A 20,989-nucleotide genomic window follows, 5' to 3' on the forward strand; every position below is an offset into this window, starting at 1 on the left:
CGGCCGGTATGCGCCGGCCGTTTTCAATATCAAGAGTACACGCGAATCAGGATTTGGCCTGCGGCTCTTCCTGCTTCGCCACCCAGGCGCGGATATCGGCCAGCATCCGGTCCAGCGCGGCGCGGTCGTACACCCGACCACGACTGACCACCAGGCGGATCTGGCGCGTGGCACCGATGTCCTGCAGCGGATTCGCGTCGAGAACCAGCAGGTCGGCCGCCTTGCCTGCCGCCACGCTGCCATAGCGATCCAGCTTGCCCAGGAAGCGGGGACCGTTGATGACGGCCGCCTGCAAGGCTTGCTGCGGCGTCAAGCCATACTGCACGTACAGGCCGATTTCATCGTGCAAGGCCTGGCCCGGGTAGTCGAAGGAATTCAAAAAGCCCGCATCCGTGCCCGCGATGATGCTCATGCCCTGCTGCTGCAAAATCGGCAGCAGCTTTGCCGATTGCTCGAACTGCGCGTGACGCAGGGCGATCGCTTCCGGGCCATCCTTGGCGGCGCGCTGCACGCGCCAGTCGTAGGTGGCGCGCAAGCCCTTGCCGATGTATTGCAGGGCCGGATCGTGCGTGTGATCTTCGCGGTCCAGGTAAGCCGTCACGCGCGAACCCCACAGGGTAGGCACGATGGCCGTGCCGCGCGCGGCCAGATAACTGAAGGCCTTGCGCGCCGTCGGTTCGTCGTAGCTTTGCACGCTTGCGTGCATGGCCTCCTTGCCCGTCATCGCGCCGGCGGCCACCTTGTCCGTCAGCTCCTGCTCGCGCGGCGTGGTGGCGCGCAGCAAATACGATTGATGTTCGATCGTGCCCAGGCCCGCATCGGCCATCTGCTCCAGTGTGAGCTGCACAGGGATATGGCCCGAGGTGCGCATGCCCCGTTCGCGCGCCTGGCGTAGCGCTTCCAGGTACAGCTCAGGCTTCAGCGTGTTTTCCGTGATCTTCACGAAGTCCACTTGCTGCGCCTGCAGGCCGTCGAGCGCGCGCGTGACTTCCTGCGGTGTGCCCACTTCGATGGTGCCCTTCCACAGCGGCTTGATGCCTTCCAGCTTGGCGCCCGACGTGAAGATGGTCGGCCCTTGCAACTGGCCTGCGTTGATCTGCCGGCGCCATGCCAGCACCGTGTCGGGCAAGTCGCCCGAGCAGTCGCGCACCGTGGTGATGCCGTGCGCCAGGTACAGGGGCAGCAACTGCTTGTTCTCGTCGATCAGCTCGGGGCCACCGCCAAAGTGCACGTGCGTGTCCCACAGGCCCGGCATCAGGTATTTGCCGGGCAGGCGGATGGTCTGCTTCGGCGCGTAGCTGCGCAACTGCGCGTCGTCGACGACGGCGACGATGCTGTCGCCCTTGAGCAGCACGGTCTTGCCGTTGACGGCGCGACCGCCGGCAACGTCGATCAGGGTGGCGTCGCGCAGGGCGATGTCAACGGCGATCTTGTCGGCCGCGTGGGCATGGGCGAGCAGGCCCAGCGCCAGCATGGCGCCGGCTATTTGTTTCATGACAGGCATTCGTACTCAACTTCAAAAAAAATTAATGGATGATCTTGGCGAGGAAATCGCGCGCCCGGTCCGAGCGTGTCGTGTTGAAGAAGTCATCCTTGCTGCAATCTTCGATGATCTTGCCCTGATCCATGAAGACGATGCGGTTGGCCACACGCTTGGCAAAGCCCATTTCGTGCGTGACGACCATCATCGTCATGCCTTCCTGCGCCAGGCCCACCATCACGTCGAGCACTTCGTTGATCATTTCCGGATCGAGCGCCGACGTGGGTTCGTCGAACAGCATGGCGATCGGATCCATCGACAGCGCACGGGCGATCGCCACGCGCTGCTGCTGGCCGCCCGACAGCTGGCCCGGGAATTTATCCTGCTGCGACAGCAGGCCCACGCGGTCCAGGTATTTCAAGCCCTTGGCATTGGCTTCGTCGGCGCTGCGGCCCAGCACCTTGATCTGGCCGATGGTGAGGTTTTCGCGGATCGACAAATGCGGAAACAGCTCGAAATTCTGGAACACCATGCCGATGCGCGCGCGCAGTTTCGACAGATTCGTTTTCGGATCGTTGACGCTGATGCCGTCGACGATGATCTGTCCCTGCTGGATCGGCTCAAGGCCGTTGACGGTCTTGATCAGGGTCGACTTGCCGGACCCGGAAGGGCCGCAAATGACCATCACGTCGCCCTTGGCGACATTGGTGGTGCAGTCGGTGAGTACCTGGAACTGGCCATACCATTTGCTGACGTTATTGAGTTCAATCATCTTGTTCTTTCTTTTTCGGTTAGCGAATGATGGCGACGCGTTTCTGCAGGCGTTTTACCAGGAACGACAAGGCATAGCACAGCACGAAATACACGACGGCGACAAACACGTACATCTCCACCAGGCGGCCGTCGCGCTGGGCGATCTTCGAGGCGGCGCCGACAAAATCGGGAATCGACAGCACGTACACGAGCGACACGTCCTGGAACAGCACGATGGTCTGCGTCAGCAGCACGGGGATCATGTTGCGGAACGCTTGCGGCAGCACGATGCTGCCCATGGTTTGCCGGTAATTCATGCCCAGCGCCTGGCCGGCCCACACCTGGCCACGCGGAATCGACTGTATGCCGCTGCGCATGATCTCGCAATAGTAGGCTGCCTCGAACATGATGAAGGTGATCAGCGCGGAAGGAAACGCGCCCACTTTCACGGGTTCGTTCGCGCCGATGACCCAGGCGGCGATATACGGCACCAGGAAGTAGAACCAGAAGATCACCAGCACCAGCGGGATCGAGCGTATCAGATTGACGTAGCTCGATGCCACCCCCGAAACGATGCGGTTACCGGACAGCCGCATCAGCGCCAGCAGGGTGCCCAGCACGATGCCGCCGACCATGGCCAGCGCCGTCAGTTTCAGGGTGAAGACCATGCCGGTCTGGAACAGGTAGACCCACGAGCGGGAGATGACATCGAAGTCGAAATTACCGAACATATCAATGTCCTCCCGTCTTGGCGCCGGCGACGATGAAGCCCGGGATGGCGACCTTTTTTTCGATCAGGTGCATCAGCACCACCACCAGCAGATTGACGACGACATAGATGATGGTGGCGGCCGAAAACGCCTCGAACACCTGGAAGGAAAACTCCTGGATGGCGCGCGCGCTGGCCGTCAGTTCGATCAGGCCGATGGTCAGCGCCACGGAACTGTTCTTGATGATGTTCAAAAATTCGCTGGTCAGCGGCGGCATAATGACGCGCGCAGCCATCGGCAGCAAAATGAAGCGGTAGGTTTGCGGCAGCGTCAGGCCCAGCGCCGTGCCGGCCAGTTTTTGCCCGCGCGGCAGCGCCTCGATGCCCGTCGTTACCTGCACGGCCACGCGCGAGGACGTAAAAAATCCCAGGCACAGCACGGCCGTGACGAACGGCGCATTCGGCAGCGACTTGACCCAGGCGCCCAGGTCAGGCGGCAGCAGCTCCGGCATGACGAAATACCAGAGGAACATCTGCACCAGCAGCGGCACGTTGCGGAACAATTCGACGTAGGCATTGGCCACGCCCACCAGCCATTTGTTCGGCAGGGTGCGGATGGTGCCGATCACCAGGCCCAATATCAGCGCCATGATCCACGCCGCACCGGCCGTGGCCAGGGTCCAGACGAGGCCGGACCACAGGGTGTCCATGTACGTGCCCACGCCATCGGGAGAAATCTCCCAGAAAATGCGCCAATTCCAGTTGTAATTCATGATCATCCTTCCATGCAGCTCAAGGAAAGCGGCTTGTCCGCCACCCGTCCCGTAAATAAAACGGGAGGCTTGCGCCCCCCGATTTGTTACGCACTCTTGTTATTTTTTCCGTTTGTCCGAGGTCTTCTGCGCTTCCGGTACGGCCGCATACGCAGCCGGGTCGCCCGAATCGGTCGGATTCGTGAAGACCGCCTTCAATTGCGGCGGCATGGGGAATTTCAGGTTGATGTTTTTCGGCGGGATCGGCGAGGTAAACCATTTCGCGTAGATGCGGTTGATATCGTCGCTCTTGTACAGGCGGATCAGCGCGTCATCGACCACTTTCTTGAAGGCTGGATCGCCCTTGCGCAGCATGATGCCGTACGGCTCGACCGACAGCGCTTCCTTGGTGATTTCGTAGTCGTTCGGGTTTTTCGAGTTGGCCACTTGCGACGCCAGCAGGATATCGTCGTTGGCTTCGGCCACCGCGCGGCCCGTTTCCAGCATCAGGAACGATTCAGGGTGGTCCTTGCCGACGGCAATCGTCATGCCCAGGTTTTTTTCCTTGTTCAGGATGGTCATCTGCTTGATGGTCGACGTGCCGGCCGTGGCGACCAGGGTCTTGCCGCGCAAATCTTCCAGGGTCTTGATATTCGAGGATTTTTTCGACAGCACGCGGTTGCCGATGACGAACATGGTAGGGGCGAATGCCACCTGCTGCTGGCGTTCCAGGTTGTTCGTCGTCGAGCCGCATTCGAGGTCGATGGTGCCGTTGGCCATCAGCGGGATGCGATTGGCCGACGTGACTGGGCTCATCACCACTTTCAGTTCGCTCAGGCCCAGGTGCTTTTGCAGGGCAGTGACGACTTTCATGCACAGGTCGATCGAATAACCCTGGTATTGCTGCTTGTCATCGAGATAGGAGAAGGGAACGGAACCGTCACGCACACCGAGGGTGACGGAACCGGCTTTCTTGATCTTGGCCAAGGTGCCGGTCAATTCCTGAGCCTGGACTGGCGACATGCTGCTGATGACACCGACGCTGAGCAGCGTGGCGATGATTTTGGTCAATTTCATAAATTCTCCTGGGCGGACAAACCGGATGGACTCCGAACGAAACAACTGTGGTGCAGACGCCACCAATAGAATTAATTTTATTTCATTTTCAGCGCTGGACTAGCCGTTTTCTGCGATTGCCCGCAAATAGGCGCTATACGCGCGCCTGAATCGGCGCGGCTGTAGCATTTTTCCTACTGATTTCGCCTTCCCGATTTATTTTGCCGGCGCCAGCCCCGCCAACTCGTCCTCTTGCGCCTCGTCGTCCATATTTGCCTGCTGGCGTTGCCACATCTGCGCGTACAGGCCATCGAGCGCCAGCAATTGCGGATGCGTGCCCCGCTCGACGATGCGGCCATGGTCGAGCACCAGGATTTGCTGGGCGTCCGCCACCGTCGACAGGCGGTGCGCAATGACCAGGGTGGTGCGGTTTTTGGCGATGTCCTTCAGCTGCGACTGGATCGCCTGCTCGGCCTTGGAATCGAGCGCCGAGGTGGCTTCGTCGAAGATCAGGATGGCCGGGTCTTTCAGCAAGGTGCGGGCGATGGCCACGCGCTGCTTTTCGCCGCCCGACAGTTTTAGGCCTCGCTCGCCCACCATGGAATTGTAGCCATCTGGCAAGCTTTCAATAAAATCATGGATCGACGCCGCTTTCGCGGCCGCCACGATGGCTTCCTTGCTGGCGCCCGGCTTGCCATAGGCGATGTTGTATTCGATAGTGTCGTTGAACAGCACCGTATCCTGCGGCACAATGCCGATGGCTGCGCGCAGGGAATCCTGCGTGATGGCGCGCACATCCTGGCCATCGATGGTGATGCCGCCGCCATCGACTTCATAGAAGCGGAACAGCAAACGCGACAGGGTCGACTTGCCCGAGCCGCTATGCCCCACCACGGCCGTCGTGGTGCCGGCGGGAATCTGGAAATCCACGTCGAACAGGATTTGCCGCTTGGCTTCATAACTGAAATCCACATGCGCGAAACGCACGGCCGCGCCCCGCGTGACGAGCGGTTTGGCTTCCGGCGTATCGGCGATTTCGCGGTTCTCGTTCAGCAAGGAAAACAGGCGTTCCATGTCGGCCAGGCTTTGCTTGATTTCACGATAGATGACGCCCAGGAAATTGAGGGGAATATACAGCTGGATCATGAAGGCGTTCACCAGCACCAGGTCGCCCAGAGTCATCGTGCCGTTGATGACGCCCACGGTGGCGCGCCAGAGAATTAATGTCACGGCCGTGGCGATGATCAGCGACTGACCCGTATTGAGCAAGGACAAGGAAGTCTGCGATTTGACGGCCGCCGATTCGTAGCGCTGCAAGCCCTCGTCGTAGCGCTTCGCCTCGTAATCCTCGTTACCGAAATATTTCACGGTTTCATAGTTAATCAGCGAATCGATGGCCTTGGTATTTGCCTTCGAATCGAGGTCGTTCATGGTGCGGCGGAAATGCGTGCGCCAGTTCGTCACCAGCACGGTAAACGCGATATAGGACACCAGCGCCACGGCCGTGATCACGGTGAACCAGATGTCGTAGTGCAAGACCAGGTAGCCGAGCACGAGGGTGATTTCCACCAAGGTCGGCAGGATGTTGAACAGGGTGTAAGAAATGAGCGAACCGACACTGCGCGTGCCCCGCTCGATATCGCGCGTCATGCCGCCCGTCTGGCGATTCAGGTGGAAACGCAGGGACAAGGCGTGCAGGTGGCGGAACACTTGCAGGGCGATGGTGCGCACGGCGCGCTGCGTGACCCGCGCAAACAGGAATTCGCGCAACTCCGTAAACAGGGTGGTCGACAGGCGCAGCAAGCCATACGCCACCAGCAAGCCGACCGGCAACACCAGCAGCGCTTGCGGATGGGCCGCCGTGATCGTCATCGCGTCGACGAGTTTTTTCAGGATCAGGGGCACGCCCACGTTGGCCAGCTTGGCGCCCACCAGACATAGCAGCGCCAGCAGCACCCGCCATTTGTAGACCCACAGATACGGCAGCAAGGTCTTGATGGTGGCGAAATCGCTGTGGCTGGCGGAAGCTGGCGAGCGGGGCGGAGGGGGAGTCTGGGAACGGCGCATGGCGAAGGTCGGCTTTTTATGGTTCAATCGGGGCAATTGTAGCCTTTCATGAGAATAAAAGATGAGCACCTCCCCCGACCGCCCCGACAACTGCCTCGCCTCCGGCCTGCCCGCCGGAAAAATGCCGGAATTGCGCATGATGCCCGCGCCGTCCGACGCCAATGTGTACGGCGACGTCTTCGGCGGCTGGATCATGGCGCAGGTCGATATCGCCGGTTCCCTGCCGGCCACGCGGCGCGCCAACGGCCGTGTCGCCACCATCGCCGTCAACTCCTTCGTCTTCAAAAACCCCGTCTTCGTCGGCGATCTACTCTCCTTCTACGCCGACATCGTCAAGGTTGGCAATACCTCGATCACCGTCAATGTCGAGGTGTATGCCGAGCGCAACCGCCTGCAGGCGTGCATCGTGAAAGTCACGGAAGCCACCCTGATCTATGTGGCGACGGACTCCGACCGCAAACCGCGCAAAGTGCCGCCGATCGAGACCTTGCTGTCGCCTTGATTGTCGCTGTTACATTAATCCCACGTTTTATTTTCAGACGGCATGGATAGCCAGCGCCGCATCTTCCTGCAGAGCGCCGCCCGCATCGGTGCGCTGGCCGCCGCCGGCAGCGTGCTGTCCGGTTCCAGCGCGAGCGCCGCCACGCGCCTGAATGGCGCCGGCTACCCGTTTGCGCTCGGCGTCGCTTCCGGCTCGCCCTTGCCGGACGCCGTCGTGCTGTGGACGCGCATCTGCTACGACCCGCTGCATGCCAGCGCCACGCCCGCCATCGTCCTGAACGTGCGCTGGGAAGTGGCGGACGACGAGGCGTTCCGGCGCATCGCCGCCAAGGGCCAGGCCACGGCCACGCCCGCCCTCGCGCATAGCGTGCACGTCGATGTGGGCGGCCTGGCGCCCGGACGCTGGTACTGGTACCGCTTCATGCTGGGCGACGCCGTCAGCCCCGTGGGCCGCACGCGCACAGCGCCCGAGCCCGGCGCCATGCCTTCTTCGCTGAAACTGGCCGTCGCCTCGTGCCAGCACTGGGAATTCGGCGCCTACGCGGCGCACCGGCACATCGCCGCCGCCGCGCCCGACCTGGTGGCCTTCCTTGGCGACTACATCTACGAATGGGGTCCATACCAGCTGCAGCACCCGAGCCGGGCCGTGCGCACGCATGAAAGTTTTACTCTGGACGACTACCGCGCCCGCTACGCACAATACAAGAGCGACCGCGACTTGCAGGGTGCGCACCTGGCCGCGCCGTGGATCGTCACCTGGGACGACCATGAAGTGGCCAACGATTACGGCAATGACCGCGACGAATTGCTCACGCCTGCCTTTTTGCAGCGCCGCGCGGCCGCCTACCAGGCATTCTATGAACACATGCCGCTGCGCCTGCTGCCGCTGGGCCGGCGGGGTTTTGTCGACATGCGCATCTACCAGCGCTATGACTGGGGCCGCCTGGCGCGCTTTCACGTGCTGGACGACCGGCAATACCGCGCCTACCACGCCTGCGCCAAGCCGGGCCGCGGCGGCTCGAATTCCGTTACCACGCGTAACTGTCCCGACTTGCGCAAGCCCGACCGCACGATGCTGGGCGAGGAACAGCAGCGCTGGCTGCAAGCCGGCCTCGACAATTCGCCTGCGCGCTGGAACATTTTGGCCCAGCAAACCCTGATGGCGCAATCGAGCCAGGTGCCCATCCTGCGGCCCGGCGACGAACGCATCTGGACCGATGGCTGGGATGGCTATCCGATGGCGCGCCAGCACTTGCTCGACGCCTTGCGCAGCAGCAAGGCCAGCAACCCGCTGGTGCTGTCGGGCGACGTGCACACCTTTTATGCCACCGAACTGAGCCGCAACGCCATGCGCCCTGCCGGCAAGGATAATCCCGTGCTGGCCACCGAGTTTTGCGGTACCTCAATCACGTCGAGTTCCCGCCCGCAAGCACGCACGGAGCAGTACGTGGCGATGAACCCGCACATCCGCTACGGACGCAGCGACAAGCGCGGGTATATGTTGCTGGACATCACGCCGGAGAAAACCACGGCCCTGTTCCAGGGCCTGGAGAATGTGCGCGACAGCGCGTCGGCCATCGCGACACTGGCCAGTTTCACCGTCCAGGACGGCAAGGCTGGCGTGCAACGCATCTAGCCTATGCTTTTCAAGGCGTCGCGGTAGCGCCGGCTGACGGGCACTTCGCCGCCCGTGGACAGCACGGCGCGCGCATCGCCCGACTCCAGCGGCACGATGCTCCGCACAAAATCGAGGTTGACGATGTAACTGCGGTGCACGCGCAGGAAGCGCTTGCCGTCGAGTCGGCGCTCGATGGCCGCCATGGTCGAGCGCAGCGGATAGTCGTGGCCGCGCACATGCAGATTCACATAATTGCCCCACGCCTGTATCCACTCGATTTCAAAGGCCGGCAACAGAAAATCCTTGCCCAGCTTGCGCACCAGAAAGCGTTCCGGCTGCTGCACCGGTTCCACGGCAGGCCCTTCGTCGGGTTCGCCCAGCAGGGTCGCCTCGCCTTGCCAGCGCATCAACAGCAACTGGTAAAAGCCCGTGAACAATAAAATGGAGAAGTAAGTACGCACATCCTTGACATATTCATACGGCAACTCGCGCCACCAGTTACCGAAATCGTAGTCGCTGCCGGCGCTCCAGTAAGCCAGTTTGCGCAAGGCCACCATGGCCAGCACATGCACCAGGCTGTAGACGAGCGACGCGGCCAGGTGCCAGCGCAGGTTCTGCCTCTGGAAAACCAGGTGCAAGGGGCGAAACTGGTTAGCCAGGATCACCACCGGTACCAGCGCCAGCAGCACCAGGTTGCTGCTCCACTCCCACACGGCCACTTCCCAGAAGGGCGTATCGAGCCCGGCGCGCACGCGGTCGGCCCAGCTGATCCAGCAGTTGAGCGACGTTTGCAGCAGATACAGGACGATCCAGAAAGCTGGCTCGGCGATCTGGCGCCAGCGTTGATATCGTTGCAATAAATCGGTGGAAGAGAGACGCATGGCGGCGGACAGTGAATAAGTTGCATGATTGTAAGGTCCCAAAGCCGTCCCAGCGCCACCGCTCGTCACAAACAGCCCGCGATTGATCACTTTTCGCTGGTTCACCCCATGCGGCCTGCCTATGCTGGGGCATTCCCTTGCCGACGGACCCCACGACCATGACCACAGATTCCCGCCGTTACGATATCGATGCCTTGCGCTTTCTTGTCTTCAGCCTGCTGATCGTCTACCACACGGCCATGCTGTACCTGGATGGCGCCGCCTTCCACATGAAAAGTACTTACTTGACGGAAACATTGAACTTTCCCATGGTCTTTATCAACCGGTGGCGCATGGAAATCGTGTTCCTCATTTCCGGCGTGTCCTGCGCCATGATGACGCAGGCGTCCAGCGGTGCGTTCCTGTGGCGCCGGATCAAGCGCCTGTTGCTGCCCTTGCTGTTTGGCGTGCTGGTGGTGATTCCCGTGCAACCGTATTGCGAGGGCGTCAGCAACGGCCTGGTCGAGCCTGGCTATGGACCATTCCTGCTGCATTACTTTGGCGGCCACGCCTGGCCGGCCGGCGCATTTACGGGCTGGAAAACCAGTTTTACGTGGAACCATCTGTGGTATCTGGTGTATCTGTTGCTGTACACCATCGTGCTGGTGGCCTTGCAGCCGCTGCTGGCCAAGGCAAGACCGCTGTTTGCGGGCCTGCGCGGCTGGCGCCTGCTGGTCCTGCCCGCCCTGCCAACGCTGGCGGCAACGGTCTTCCTGAAGCTGCGCTATCCGGAAACCCATGCGCTGCTCAAGGATTGGTACGCGCACGCCATCTATTTCACCATGTATCTGTATGGCTGGTGGCTGGGCAATGACAAGGGAGTGTGGCAGGAACTGGCCCGCTTGCGCTGGCAGGCGCTGCTGCTGGCGCCCGGCGCGTTTGCCGTGTATCTGGGTTTTGACCTGGTGGCTTCGGAAAACCTGCTGACCTGGGCCTCGTTTGGTTCCTGGCCCATGCGCAACCTGTACATGTGGCTGGCCATCTGCGCCATCCTGGGCTGGTCGCACACCTTGCTGAACAAACCGTTTGCCTGGCTGCCATGGGCGCGCCAGGCCGTCTTTCCCTGGTACATCTTGCACCAGAGCGCGATCGTGCTGCTGGCCTACTGGCTGGTGCCGTTGCAGCTGGGCCCCGTGCTCGAGCCGCTGCTGATATTGGCAGGCACGGTGGCTGCCTGCTGGCTGGGCACCTCGCTGCTGATCAGCAAGGTGAACTGGCTGCGTCCCTGCTTCGGCTTGCCCGCCCGGCCACGGCAAGCCGTGGCGGCGGACACAGCCTTGGCGGCGAGTTAAGCCGCTTTCTTTTCGTCGCGCAATTGACGGCGCAAGATCTTGCCGACATTGGTTTTCGGCAATTCATCGCGGAACTCGATGTATTTCGGCTTCTTGTACGCCGTCAATTCATGCTTGCAATGCTCGCGGATCTGTTCCACCGTCAGGTTCGGATCCTTGCGCACGACAAACACTTTCACGGCTTCACCCGAGTTGGCATCCGGCACGCCGATGCAGGCGCATTCCAGCACGCCCGGGCACGACGCAACCACGTCTTCCACTTCGTTCGGATACACATTGAAGCCGGAAACGATGATCATGTCTTTCTTGCGGTCCACGATCTTCACGTAGCCGCGCTCATCCATGACGCCCACGTCGCCCGTCTTGAAATAGCCGTCGGCCGTCATCGACTTGGCCGTCTCGTCCGGACGCTGCCAGTAGCCCGCCATCACTTGCGGGCCGCGTACGGCGATCTCGCCCGGTTCGCCCAGCGGCACTTCCACGCCATCGTCGTTCAAAATCGCCACTTCCGTCGACGGGAAAGGCAAGCCGATGGTGCCCGTGAATTCCGTGATGTCGACACGGTTACCCGTCACCACAGGCGACGTTTCCGACATGCCATAGCCTTCGATCAGCGGGCAACCCGTCAATTTCAGCCAGCGCTCGGCCACATTGCGCTGCAAGGCCATGCCGCCGCCATTGCACACTTTATAGCTGGAAAAATCGAGCTTGGCGAAGTCGGCATTGTTCAGCAGCGCGTTATATAGAGTATTAACTGCCGGGAAGACGACGATCTTGTGCTTGGACAATTCCTTGACGAAACCGGGGATGTCGCGCGGGTTGGGGATCAGCACGCTCATGCCGCCCAGGCGCATGCCCATCAGGGCGCTGACCGTCAGCGAATAGATGTGATACAGGGGCAAGGCGCACATGAAGCCCATCGAGGTCGCGCGCATTTCCTTGGTCATCACGGGCGACATCCACGCCTCGTTTTGCAGCACGTTGGCGATCACGTTACGGTGCAACAACATCGCGCCTTTCGACACGCCCGTCGTGCCGCCCGTGTACTGCAGGAAGACGATATCGTCATGTCCCTGCTGCACCGGCGTCAAGGTCAAACGGGCACCCTCGGCCAGCATCTTGTTGAAGCCGATGGCGCCCGGCAAGGAAAACGCGGGCACCATTTTCTTGATCTTGCGCACGACAAAGTTGACGATGGTGCCCTTCAAGCCACCGAGCAAGTCGCCCATGGTGGCGACGATCACATGCTTGACCTGGGTATGCGGCAATACCTGTTCCACCGTGGTGGCGAAGTTTTCCAGCACGATGATCGCTTCGCTGCCCGAATCGATCAGCTGGTGCTGTAATTCGCGCGGCGTGTACAGCGGATTGACGTTCACCACGGTGTAGCCGGCGCGCAAGATCGCCGCCATGGCCACCGGATACTGCAACACGTTCGGCAACATGATCGCCACGCGCGCGCCCGCTTGCAGGCCCTTGCTTTGCAGCCAGGCGCCCATCTGTTGCGACAGCTGGTCAAGCTCGCGGTAGGTGAGGAATTTATCCATGCACACGAAGGCGTTGCGGTCCGCATATTTCTGGAACGACTCTTCCAGCAAATGCGTGACGGAACGGTATTGCGTGCAATCAATCTCTGCGGGAACGCTGTCCGGGTACGACTTCAACCAAATCTTGTCCATCTCGCCTCATCTTTATCTGTAAAAGGGACGCGCCTCCTGGCGCATCCCACACTGTTTATGCTGCTATCTTTGTTTCGTCACGCAGGGCGCGACGCAAAATCTTGCCGACGTTGGTCTTCGGCAGTTCATCGCGGAACTCGATGTATTTCGGCCGCTTGTAACCCGTGAATTGTTCCTTGCAGTACGCGGCCAGCACTGCCTGGGTCAGGTTCGGATCCTTGCGCACAACAAACACTTTTACGGCCTCACCCGAGTGTTCGTCCGGCACGCCCACGCAGGCGCACTCGAGCACGCCAGGATGGGCCGCGATGACGGCTTCGACTTCGTTCGGATACACATTGAAGCCGGAAACGAGAATCATGTCTTTCTTGCGGTCCACGATCTTCACGTAGCCGCGCTCGTCCATGATGCCCACGTCGCCCGACTTGAAGTAGCCATCGGGGGTCATCACCTTGGCCGTCTCGTCGGGACGGTTCCAGTAGCCGCTCATCACTTGCGGGCCGCGGATGGCGATTTCGCCCGTCTGGCCCAGCGGCACTTCCTTGCCGTCATCGTCAAGGATGGCGATGTCGGTCGAGGGCACGGGCAAGCCGATGGTGCCGGAAAACGCCGTGCTGTCGGCGCGGTTGCAGGTGGCGACGGGCGATGTTTCCGACAAGCCATAGCCTTCGATGATGGACACGCCCGTCACTTGCAGCCACTTGTCATTGACGGCTTGCTGCACCGCCATGCCGCCGCCATTGGCGATCTTCAAGCCCGAGAAATCGAGCTTGGCAAAGTCGGGGTGGTTCACCAGCGCGTTATACAAGGTATTGACCGCTGGCAGCAGGTTGAATTTGTACTTGCCCAGCTCCTTGATCAAGCCCGGAATATCGCGCGGATTCGGGATCAGGATATTCAGGGCGCCCACGCGCGTGCCCCACATCGCGCACGCCGTCAGCGCAAAGATATGGTACAGCGGCAAGGCGCAGACGACGATCATCTGCTCCTTGCTGTTCTGGTCGAGCGCCGCGCCGGACCACGCTTCGCTCTGCAGCACATTGGCAATCACATTGCGGTGGCTCAAGGTCGCGCCTTTCGACACGCCCGTCGTGCCGCCCGTATATTGCAGGAAAGCAGCGTCATGGACGCTCAGCTCGACGGGCGTGAGTTTCATGCGGCTGCCCAGCGCCAGCGCCTGCTTGAAGCGCATGGCGTTCGGCAAGGAATACGCGGGCACCATCTTCTTGACATTGCGCACGACAAAATTGACGATCATGCCCTTCAAGCCGCCGAGCATTTCGCCCATGCTGGCGACGACGACATGCTTGACGGCCGTCTTGCCCAGCACCTGTTCCAGGGTGTGGGCAAAGTTTTCCAGCACGATGATGGCTTCGCTGCCCGAATCATTGAGCTGATGCTCGAGTTCGCGCGGCGTATATAAAGGGTTGACGTTGACCACCGTGTAGCCGGCGCGCAGCACGGCAGCAATCGCCACCGGATACTGCAGCACGTTCGGCATCATCAGGGCGACACGCGCCCCCTTCTTCAGGCCGCGGCTTTGCAGCCAGGCGCCCAGCTGGCGCGAATAGGTGTCGAGTTCAGCATAGGTGAGAAATTTGTCCATGCAGACATAGGCATTGCGATCCGCATATTTCTGAAACGCTTCTTCCAGCAAATGCACCAGCGAACGATATTGATCAGGATCGATGTCGGCGGGGACGCCGGGAGGATACGACTTCAGCCAAATTTTTTCCATCCTGTGCCTCTTGTCTCGAATAATCGTGGGGGAGCCGGCGCACCCTGCCGGCGCGGATCATTGCTGCGGATTCTGTCGTCCTGCAGTCAGTTTGAGCATTCTGACGAGCAATTGCTCTATGCTACTAATGCGATGCTATCGGGCGCCGGGCTTCCATGCAAGCGCTTTCAACAGTATTCGAGCGGCAACTCTAGGGGTATTTTGTGCTGCACTGCAACATGATAAATACGCTGTTGCAGGATCGTTCGCCTTGACGTCCGGGACAATCTTTACGGGTCACGGGCTGGACAATTGTTCCAGCGCCTGCCTGCGCTCAGGCTTCTTGATCTGGGCCATTGTGTGCACTGCAGCATAAAAAGCACGAAAGTTCTTTTTTTCTTCCAGCAATTTTTTAAAGGCGGGCAAAAATTCATTGTAGGTAGACACGGAAGCCAGGTGCGCATTGCTCAATGGCTGCTCGAACCAGCGGTCGTAACCGGCAAAACCACCCCAGTTTTTCTTCAGGACCTGATACGCTTCTTGCAATGCCGCAAATACCTGCGCCTTGCGCGCGCGCTTGTCCGCATCGCTGGCGTCGCTCGCATACACGGACTCCAGTTCGCCCCGGTATTTCAATAGCAAGGCCAGGAAATCCTGCCGCCGCGCAGCATACTGGGCATACGCCGTGCGCATGCTGTCGTTGCCCTCGCGCGCCAGCCAGCGCTGCACGCCGGCCTCTTCCACGGCACTGGCAAACGACTCGTTGAAGGCCGAGTCGCCAGGCACGTACACCACCTGGTGCGCCAGTTCATGAAAGATCAGGCGCGCCAGCTCCGCATCGTTGTAATTGATAAAGGTCGACAGCAGGGGATCGTCGAACCAGCCCAGGGTAGAATACGCGGGCACGCCGCCCACCTGCACGTCGTAATGCTGGGCCCGCAACTCATCGGCATACGCGAGCGCCTCCTCCTTGCTGTAATAGCCGCGATAGCTGACGCAGCCGGCAATGGGAAAACACCATTGCAGCGGCTGCAGCGACAATTCCGGCGTGGCCACCACGTTCCACAGCACGAACGGGCGCCGCAGCGCCGCATAGTTCTTGTAGCTGCCATTGTCTGGCAGGTCCAGCTCGCTGACGGCAAAGCGGCGGATTTGCTGCGCCTTAGCCAGGCGCACTTTCAGGCGCGGCTCGGTAGCCGGGTCATCGAGCCAGTCGCCGATAGGGCGCGCGCCGGACCACAGGGCATATTGCCCCTGCGCCGCTTGCGTGTAGTAGCGCAATTGCGTGCAGCCGCCCAGCAGCAGGCACACCGTGCCGACAAGCAAGCGGGCCGGCCAGCGCGCCATGGTCAGGCAGCCTTTTCCACTTCAACCAGCGTATCGTAGAAGGTCGGCGCGCGGCCCATGTCCGTCAGGCGCTGGCTGGTCACTTCGTTGGCGTTCTTGCCGTCGCTGGCGAGTTTCTTCCACCACACGGACAAGCCCACGACCAGGCCCCGTCGTGCCTTGTCCGTCACCCTGGCCTTGGCCACAAAGCTGCCGCGGTCATTGAAGATGCGCACCATGTCGCCGGCCACGATGCCGCGCGCGGCGCCATCGTCGGGATGGATATCGAGGTGCGGCTCGCCTTCGGCCGCGCGCAGGCTTTTCACGTTCACGAAAGTGGAATTGAGGAAATTGCGCGCCGGTGGGGAAATCATGGCCAGCGGATAGCGGGCCGCCAGCGCGGGATTGCTGGCCAGCGATTCGTGCGGCGCGATATACGTGGGCAAGGGATCGAGGCCCGCCAGCGCCATGGCTTCCGAATACAACTCGCACTTGCCCGATGGCGTGGGGAAACGCCCCTCGGCAAATGGCGCTTCCGGCATGGCCAGCTTTTGCCAGCCCGTGCGCTTCAGCGATTCCCAGTCGAAATGCACGGCGCGCGCATCCGACGCATCGAATGCCTTGGCCGCCAGCGCATCGTCGCTTTCCTGGAAGCACGGGTCATCAAAGCCCATGTATTGGGCCAGCAGGCGGAAGATTTCCGTATTCGCCTTCGCTTCACCCAGCGGCGCCACGGCCGCATTGTTCGCCATCATGTACAGATGGCCATAGGTGGCATGCGTATCGACGTGTTCCAGCTGCGTGGTGGCGGGCAACACGATGTCGGCGTAATCGACGGTATCGGTCTGGAAATGTTCGAGCACGACCGTAAACAAGTCTTCGCGGGCAAAGCCCTGCGCCACTTTCGAGGAATCGGGCGCCACGGCCAGGGGATTCGAGTTGTAGACGATCACGGCCTCGACTTGCGGGCCGAAATCGGCGGAACTTTCTTTCAATAAATCGTCGCCGATGGTGCTCATATTGATGGTGCGCGGCGTGCCTTTCAATAAATCGGGGCGCTGCAGGGCCTTGCGGTTGATGGGGAAGGAACCCGAACTCGACAGCTGCATGCCGCCGGCCGGATGGCGCCAGGCGCCCGTCAGGGCCGGCAGGCAGGCGATATTGCGCACGGCCATGCCACCGCCGTGCACGCGCTGCACGCCGTAATTGGCGCGGATGGCGGCGCCCTCGCCGGAGCGGCAGGCCTGGCCGTACAGGCGCGCCAAGTCGACCACTTCCGTGGCCGTGATGCCGCACACTTCGGCCACCCGCTCGGGCGGCCATTCCAGGGCCCGCTGTTTCAAGGCCTCGTAGCCAACAGTGTAGCGCTCGATGTAATCATGATCGAGCAAATCTTCCACAATCAAGACATGCATCAAACCCAGCGCCAGGGCCGCATCGGTCCCCGGCAGCAACGCGACGTGCTGATGGCACTTTTCCGCCGTCAACGAACGGTAGGGGTCGATGGCGATCAGGGTGGCGCCATTGCGCTTGGCTTCCTGCGCGCGCATCCAGAAGTGCAAATTCGAGGCGATCGGGTTGCCGCCCCAGATGATGATCAACTTGGCGTTCTGGAACTGTTCCAGGTCCGTGCCGATGCTGGCGCCCACCGTGTAGCGGTAGCCCGTGGCGCCCGCCGAGGCGCAGATGGTGCGGTCCAGCAAGGAAGCACCGAGCTGGTTGAAGAAACGCGACGACATCGACTCGCCCTGCACCAGGCCCATGGTGCCGCAGTAGCTGTACGGCAAGATCGCCTGCGGATCGCGCGCGGCGATCGGTTTCAAGCGGGCCGCGATGGTCTGCAGCGCTTCTTCCCAGCTGATGCGCTCGAACTTGCCTTCCCCCTTCTTGCCCACGCGGCGCAGCGGATGCAGCAGCCGGTCCGCATGGTAGGTGCGCTCCGTGAAGCGCGACACCTTGGTGCACAGCACGCCCGCCGTGGTCGGGTGGTCGGGATCGCCCTTGACGGCTGTTGCCACCCCGTCGGTCACGGTGACCAGCAAGGCGCAGGTATCGGGGCAGTCGAGCGGGCAGGCGGCGCGCACTTGGGTGGTGGTCATGGGGGCAATCCAAAAACGTTGGGGGAAGGCGATACTGTAAACCATTCCGCGCGCTTGCTGTTGGCGCCGTGGCAGGCACGTCCGTGCGCTGGATTTACCCGGCAAACAAGGGCTACAATGCACTATTAGCCGCGCCTGTTTTTGATCAAACAAGCGCGGTCCGGCGCGCCATACATTGCTGCGCGCCAGCATCCACAGGAGAGTCCCATGAAACTAGTTGATCCGATCTTGGCGTTTCAATCCGAGCTGCAAGGTATCCGTCGCGACCTGCACGCGTATCCCGAGCTGTGCTACGAAGAACAGCGCACTTCGGACGTGGTCGCCGCCAAACTGACGGAATGGGGCATTCCCGTGGTACGCGGCCTGGGCCGCACTGGCGTGGTCGGCATCATCCAGCATGGCACGTCCAAGCGCGCCATCGGCTTGCGTGCCGATATGGATGCCTTGCCGATGCAGGAAATGAATACCTTCGAGCATGCTTCACGTCATCCGGGCAAGATGCACGCCTGCGGCCACGACGGCCACACGGCCATGCTGCTCGGCGCCGCCCATTACCTGGCGCAACACCGCAACTTCGATGGCACGGTCTACCTCGTCTTCCAGCCGGCGGAAGAAGGCGGCGCCGGCGCGCGCGAAATGATCGAAGACGGCTTGTTTACACGCTTTCCCATGGATGCCATCTACGGCATGCACAACTGGCCAGGCGCGGAAGCGGGTACCCTGAGCGTGGTGGAAGGGCCAATGATGGCGTCCAGCAATGAATTCCACGTCACCGTCAAAGGAAAGGGCGCGCACGCGGCCCAGCCGCACAAGGGCATCGACCCTGTGATGGTGGCCGTGCAAATCGCGCAAAGCTGGCAAACCGTCATCACGCGCAACAAGAGCCCGCTCGACACGGCCGTGCTGTCGATCACGCAAATCCATGCGGGCAGCGCCACCAATGTGATTCCCGACGACGCCAGCCTGGTCGGCACCGTGCGCACCTTCACCACGCCCGTGCTGGACCTGATCGAAGAGCGCATGCGCGACATCGCCGTGCACACGGCCGCCGCCTTTGGCGCCGAAGTCGAGTTCCACTTCAAGCGCAACTATCCGCCGCTGGTCAACCACGCGAAGGAAACGGCATTTGCCGTGGAAGTGATGAAAAGCGTGGTGGGCGCCGACAAGGTCAACGCGAATGTCGAACCGACCATGGGTGCGGAAGACTTCGCATTTTTCCTGCAGGAAAAAGCCGGCTGCTATATCTTCATCGGCAATGGCGATGGCGAGCACCGCGATGGCGGCCACGGCCTGGGTCCGTGCGTCTTGCACAATGGCAGCTACGACTTCAATGACAATCTGCTGCCCATCGGCGCCAGTTTCTGGGTCAAGCTGGCAGAAGCGAGCCTGCCCGTCACGTAAATCAGCTCAGCTTATCCGGACCGGTGCCCAGGCGCAGGCCCGGATTCAACGCTTCCAGGGCCAGCAAGGCAGCCGCGTGGTCTGCCGTCGGGTGGCTGGCGGCAAGGGTTTCATAGCGCTGCGTCACCAATTGCGTCACCGGCAAGGTGACGTGCGCCGCCTCGGCAGCCGCGAGGATGTTGTGCATATCCTTGATCTGGCTTTTCACCTGTCCACCGGCAACAAAATTGCGCTCCAGCATGCGCTGGCCATGCACCTCCAGAATCTTGCTCTCGGCAAAACCGCCGCGTATCGCTGCCCGCACGGCGGCCGCATCGGCACCGGCCGCCTGCGCCAACAATAACGCTTCCGCCACGATATTCAGGGTGGCGCCGACGATCAGCTGATTGCACAGCTTGGCGACCTGGCCGCTGCCTGGCGCCCCCACCAGGGTCGGGCGCCCCATGGCCGACAGAATCACGTCAACCCGCGCGTAATCGCTGGCGCTGGCGCCGGCCATGATGGCCAGGGTGCCCGCCTGTGCCCCGCCGACTCCACCCGACACAGGCGCATCGATGAAGGCATGGCCTGCCGCCTGCAAGGTGGCATGAAATTGCTGCGCTTCTGCTTGCTTGGTGGAACTCATATCAACCCAGAGCGCCCCTGCATGTAAGGCTGGCAGCGCCTCTTGCAGCACCTGCGCCACGATGGGACCGGCTTCCAGCATCGAGATGACCACGTCCGCGCCATTGACCGCCTCAGCCACGGATACGGCCGCCTGCGCCCCTGCCTCACGCAAGACTTGGGCCTTGCTGTGCGTGCGATTCCAAATTGTGACAGAATATCCAGCGCGCAGCAGGCACCGGACCATCGGATCCCCCATCAGACCGATACCGAGAAATGCGATTTTTGTAGAGAATGTCAATTGAACCTCTGAAATCAAACGGGTGGCGGGAACACTGTGCAAAACTGGGTGTCTGCGCAAACAAGACGAGCCTTACGGCCAATTTTACGATGAAAGCCTCTATGTCCTTCAAGAAGAATATCCTCAAATCCATCGCCGCTGTTGCCGCGCTGATGGCAGCCAACGCCGGCTTTGCCGCCGACGACAAACTGATCGACTCCGTCTACGGCGAATATGCCAAAGGCGTGAAGGTACAAATGGTACGCGCCGGCGTGACCTCGAACTGGGATAAGGCCTGGTTTGTATCGAATGGCACACAGCTGAGCGGTTACTGGGATGCCAGCATCGGCGGCTGGGATGGCAAGAGCTATCGCAATGTCCCCGGCCAGCATCAAAAGCTGTGGGACCTGGGCTTTACCCCCGTGTTCCGCTTTGAAAACACGAACAAGCTGGGCTTCTATGCGGAAGGCGGCATTGGCGTACACATGCTGTCCAAGCTGTACGATAACGACGATAACCGCCTGTCGACCCACTTCCAGTTCGGCGACCATATCGGCGTTGGCTATATCTTCAATAACAAATGGGAAGTCGCTGCGAAGATCCAGCATTTCTCGAACGGCGGCTACAAGAAACCGAATAGCGGCGTCAATTACATGAACGTCAAAGTCGCTTACCATTTTTAATGGTTATGACAAATGAACAAGGCACCGCGTAGCGGTGCCTTTTTTTACGCCTG

At 61.1% G+C, this 20,989-nt stretch carries 17 protein-coding genes; 5 read left to right on the forward strand and 12 right to left on the reverse strand.

Annotated features, from left to right (window positions below; genetic code table 11):
• Positions 1-46 precede the first annotated feature (46 nt).
• From NCG91_RS23105 to NCG91_RS23130, 6 genes are all read right to left on the reverse strand, one after another.
• Positions 47-1,495 (reverse strand): amidohydrolase family protein, encoded by a 1,449-nt coding sequence (locus tag NCG91_RS23105; RefSeq protein ID WP_251351351.1) that lies wholly within the window; start codon positions 1,493-1,495, stop codon positions 47-49.
• 31 nt (positions 1,496-1,526) lie between these two features.
• Positions 1,527-2,252, reverse strand: a complete 726-nt coding sequence (locus NCG91_RS23110) for an amino acid ABC transporter ATP-binding protein (protein WP_099666201.1) — start codon at positions 2,250-2,252, stop codon at positions 1,527-1,529.
• A 19-nt stretch (positions 2,253-2,271) separates the two neighbouring features.
• On the reverse strand, positions 2,272-2,964 hold the full coding sequence (locus NCG91_RS23115; protein WP_099666200.1) for an amino acid ABC transporter permease: 693 nt from the start codon (positions 2,962-2,964) through the stop codon (positions 2,272-2,274).
• A 1-nt stretch (position 2,965) separates the two neighbouring features.
• A complete protein-coding gene (locus NCG91_RS23120) occupies positions 2,966-3,715 on the reverse strand; it encodes an amino acid ABC transporter permease (RefSeq protein WP_077409318.1) in 750 nt (249 codons plus the stop codon).
• Positions 3,716-3,814: 99 nt separating this feature from the next.
• Positions 3,815-4,771: an amino acid ABC transporter substrate-binding protein gene (locus tag NCG91_RS23125; protein ID WP_034778971.1), complete on the reverse strand. Its 957-nt coding sequence runs from the start codon at positions 4,769-4,771 to the stop codon at positions 3,815-3,817.
• A 195-nt stretch (positions 4,772-4,966) separates the two neighbouring features.
• Positions 4,967-6,817 carry an ABCB family ABC transporter ATP-binding protein/permease gene (locus NCG91_RS23130; protein ID WP_077409319.1) on the reverse strand — a complete coding sequence of 617 codons (1,851 nt, stop codon included), beginning with the start codon at positions 6,815-6,817 and terminating at the stop codon, positions 4,967-4,969.
• 61 nt (positions 6,818-6,878) lie between these two features.
• Between NCG91_RS23130 and NCG91_RS23135 the strand changes: the two genes are divergently transcribed.
• A complete protein-coding gene (locus NCG91_RS23135) occupies positions 6,879-7,319 on the forward strand; it encodes an acyl-CoA thioesterase (protein ID WP_052139932.1) in 441 nt (146 codons plus the stop codon).
• A 42-nt stretch (positions 7,320-7,361) separates the two neighbouring features.
• Entirely contained in the window at positions 7,362-8,954 is a 1,593-nt protein-coding gene (locus NCG91_RS23140) for an alkaline phosphatase D family protein (RefSeq protein WP_251351352.1), read from the forward strand.
• On the opposite strand, the gene NCG91_RS23145 is transcribed toward NCG91_RS23140, so the two are convergent.
• Entirely contained in the window at positions 8,951-9,817 is an 867-nt protein-coding gene (locus NCG91_RS23145) for a LytTR family DNA-binding domain-containing protein (RefSeq protein WP_251351353.1), read from the reverse strand. The genes NCG91_RS23140 and NCG91_RS23145 overlap by 4 nt on opposite strands.
• 158 nt (positions 9,818-9,975) lie before the next feature.
• Between NCG91_RS23145 and NCG91_RS23150 the strand changes: the two genes are divergently transcribed.
• Positions 9,976-11,148 (forward strand): acyltransferase family protein, encoded by a 1,173-nt coding sequence (locus tag NCG91_RS23150; RefSeq protein WP_251351354.1) that lies wholly within the window; start codon positions 9,976-9,978, stop codon positions 11,146-11,148.
• Here NCG91_RS23150 and NCG91_RS23155 read toward each other — a convergent pair.
• The 4 genes from NCG91_RS23155 to NCG91_RS23170 form a co-directional block, all read right to left on the reverse strand.
• The gene (locus NCG91_RS23155) at positions 11,145-12,827 is read right to left on the reverse strand and encodes a long-chain-fatty-acid--CoA ligase (protein ID WP_251351355.1); all 1,683 of its coding nucleotides are present in this window, start codon (positions 12,825-12,827) and stop codon (positions 11,145-11,147) included. The two genes, NCG91_RS23150 and NCG91_RS23155, sit on opposite strands and share 4 nt — an antisense overlap.
• Positions 12,828-12,882: 55 nt before the next feature.
• Positions 12,883-14,565, reverse strand: coding sequence for a long-chain fatty acid--CoA ligase (locus NCG91_RS23160; RefSeq protein ID WP_099666194.1), 1,683 nt, complete (start codon positions 14,563-14,565; stop codon positions 12,883-12,885).
• 276 nt (positions 14,566-14,841) lie between these two features.
• Positions 14,842-15,891, reverse strand: coding sequence for an aminopeptidase (locus tag NCG91_RS23165; protein ID WP_180278667.1), 1,050 nt, complete (start codon positions 15,889-15,891; stop codon positions 14,842-14,844).
• Between the two features lie 2 nt (positions 15,892-15,893).
• Positions 15,894-17,969 (reverse strand): molybdopterin-containing oxidoreductase family protein, encoded by a 2,076-nt coding sequence (locus NCG91_RS23170; RefSeq protein WP_251351356.1) that lies wholly within the window; start codon positions 17,967-17,969, stop codon positions 15,894-15,896.
• A gap of 207 nt (positions 17,970-18,176) precedes the next feature.
• Between NCG91_RS23170 and NCG91_RS23175 the strand changes: the two genes are divergently transcribed.
• On the forward strand, positions 18,177-19,370 hold the full coding sequence (locus tag NCG91_RS23175) for a M20 aminoacylase family protein (protein WP_251351357.1): 1,194 nt from the start codon (positions 18,177-18,179) through the stop codon (positions 19,368-19,370).
• A 1-nt stretch (position 19,371) separates the two neighbouring features.
• Here NCG91_RS23175 and NCG91_RS23180 read toward each other — a convergent pair whose 3' ends face one another.
• Positions 19,372-20,274 carry an NAD(P)-dependent oxidoreductase gene (locus NCG91_RS23180; RefSeq protein ID WP_285817213.1) on the reverse strand — a complete coding sequence of 301 codons (903 nt, stop codon included), beginning with the start codon at positions 20,272-20,274 and terminating at the stop codon, positions 19,372-19,374.
• Positions 20,275-20,375: 101 nt separating this feature from the next.
• Here NCG91_RS23180 and NCG91_RS23185 point away from each other — a divergent pair, with 101 nt between their 5' ends.
• On the forward strand, positions 20,376-20,936 hold the full coding sequence (locus NCG91_RS23185) for an acyloxyacyl hydrolase (RefSeq protein WP_077408864.1): 561 nt from the start codon (positions 20,376-20,378) through the stop codon (positions 20,934-20,936).
• The last annotated feature ends 53 nt before the right edge of the window (positions 20,937-20,989 follow it).

The organism is Janthinobacterium kumbetense, assembly GCF_023703445.1.
Lineage (GTDB): Bacteria > Pseudomonadota > Gammaproteobacteria > Burkholderiales > Burkholderiaceae_D > Janthinobacterium > Janthinobacterium kumbetense.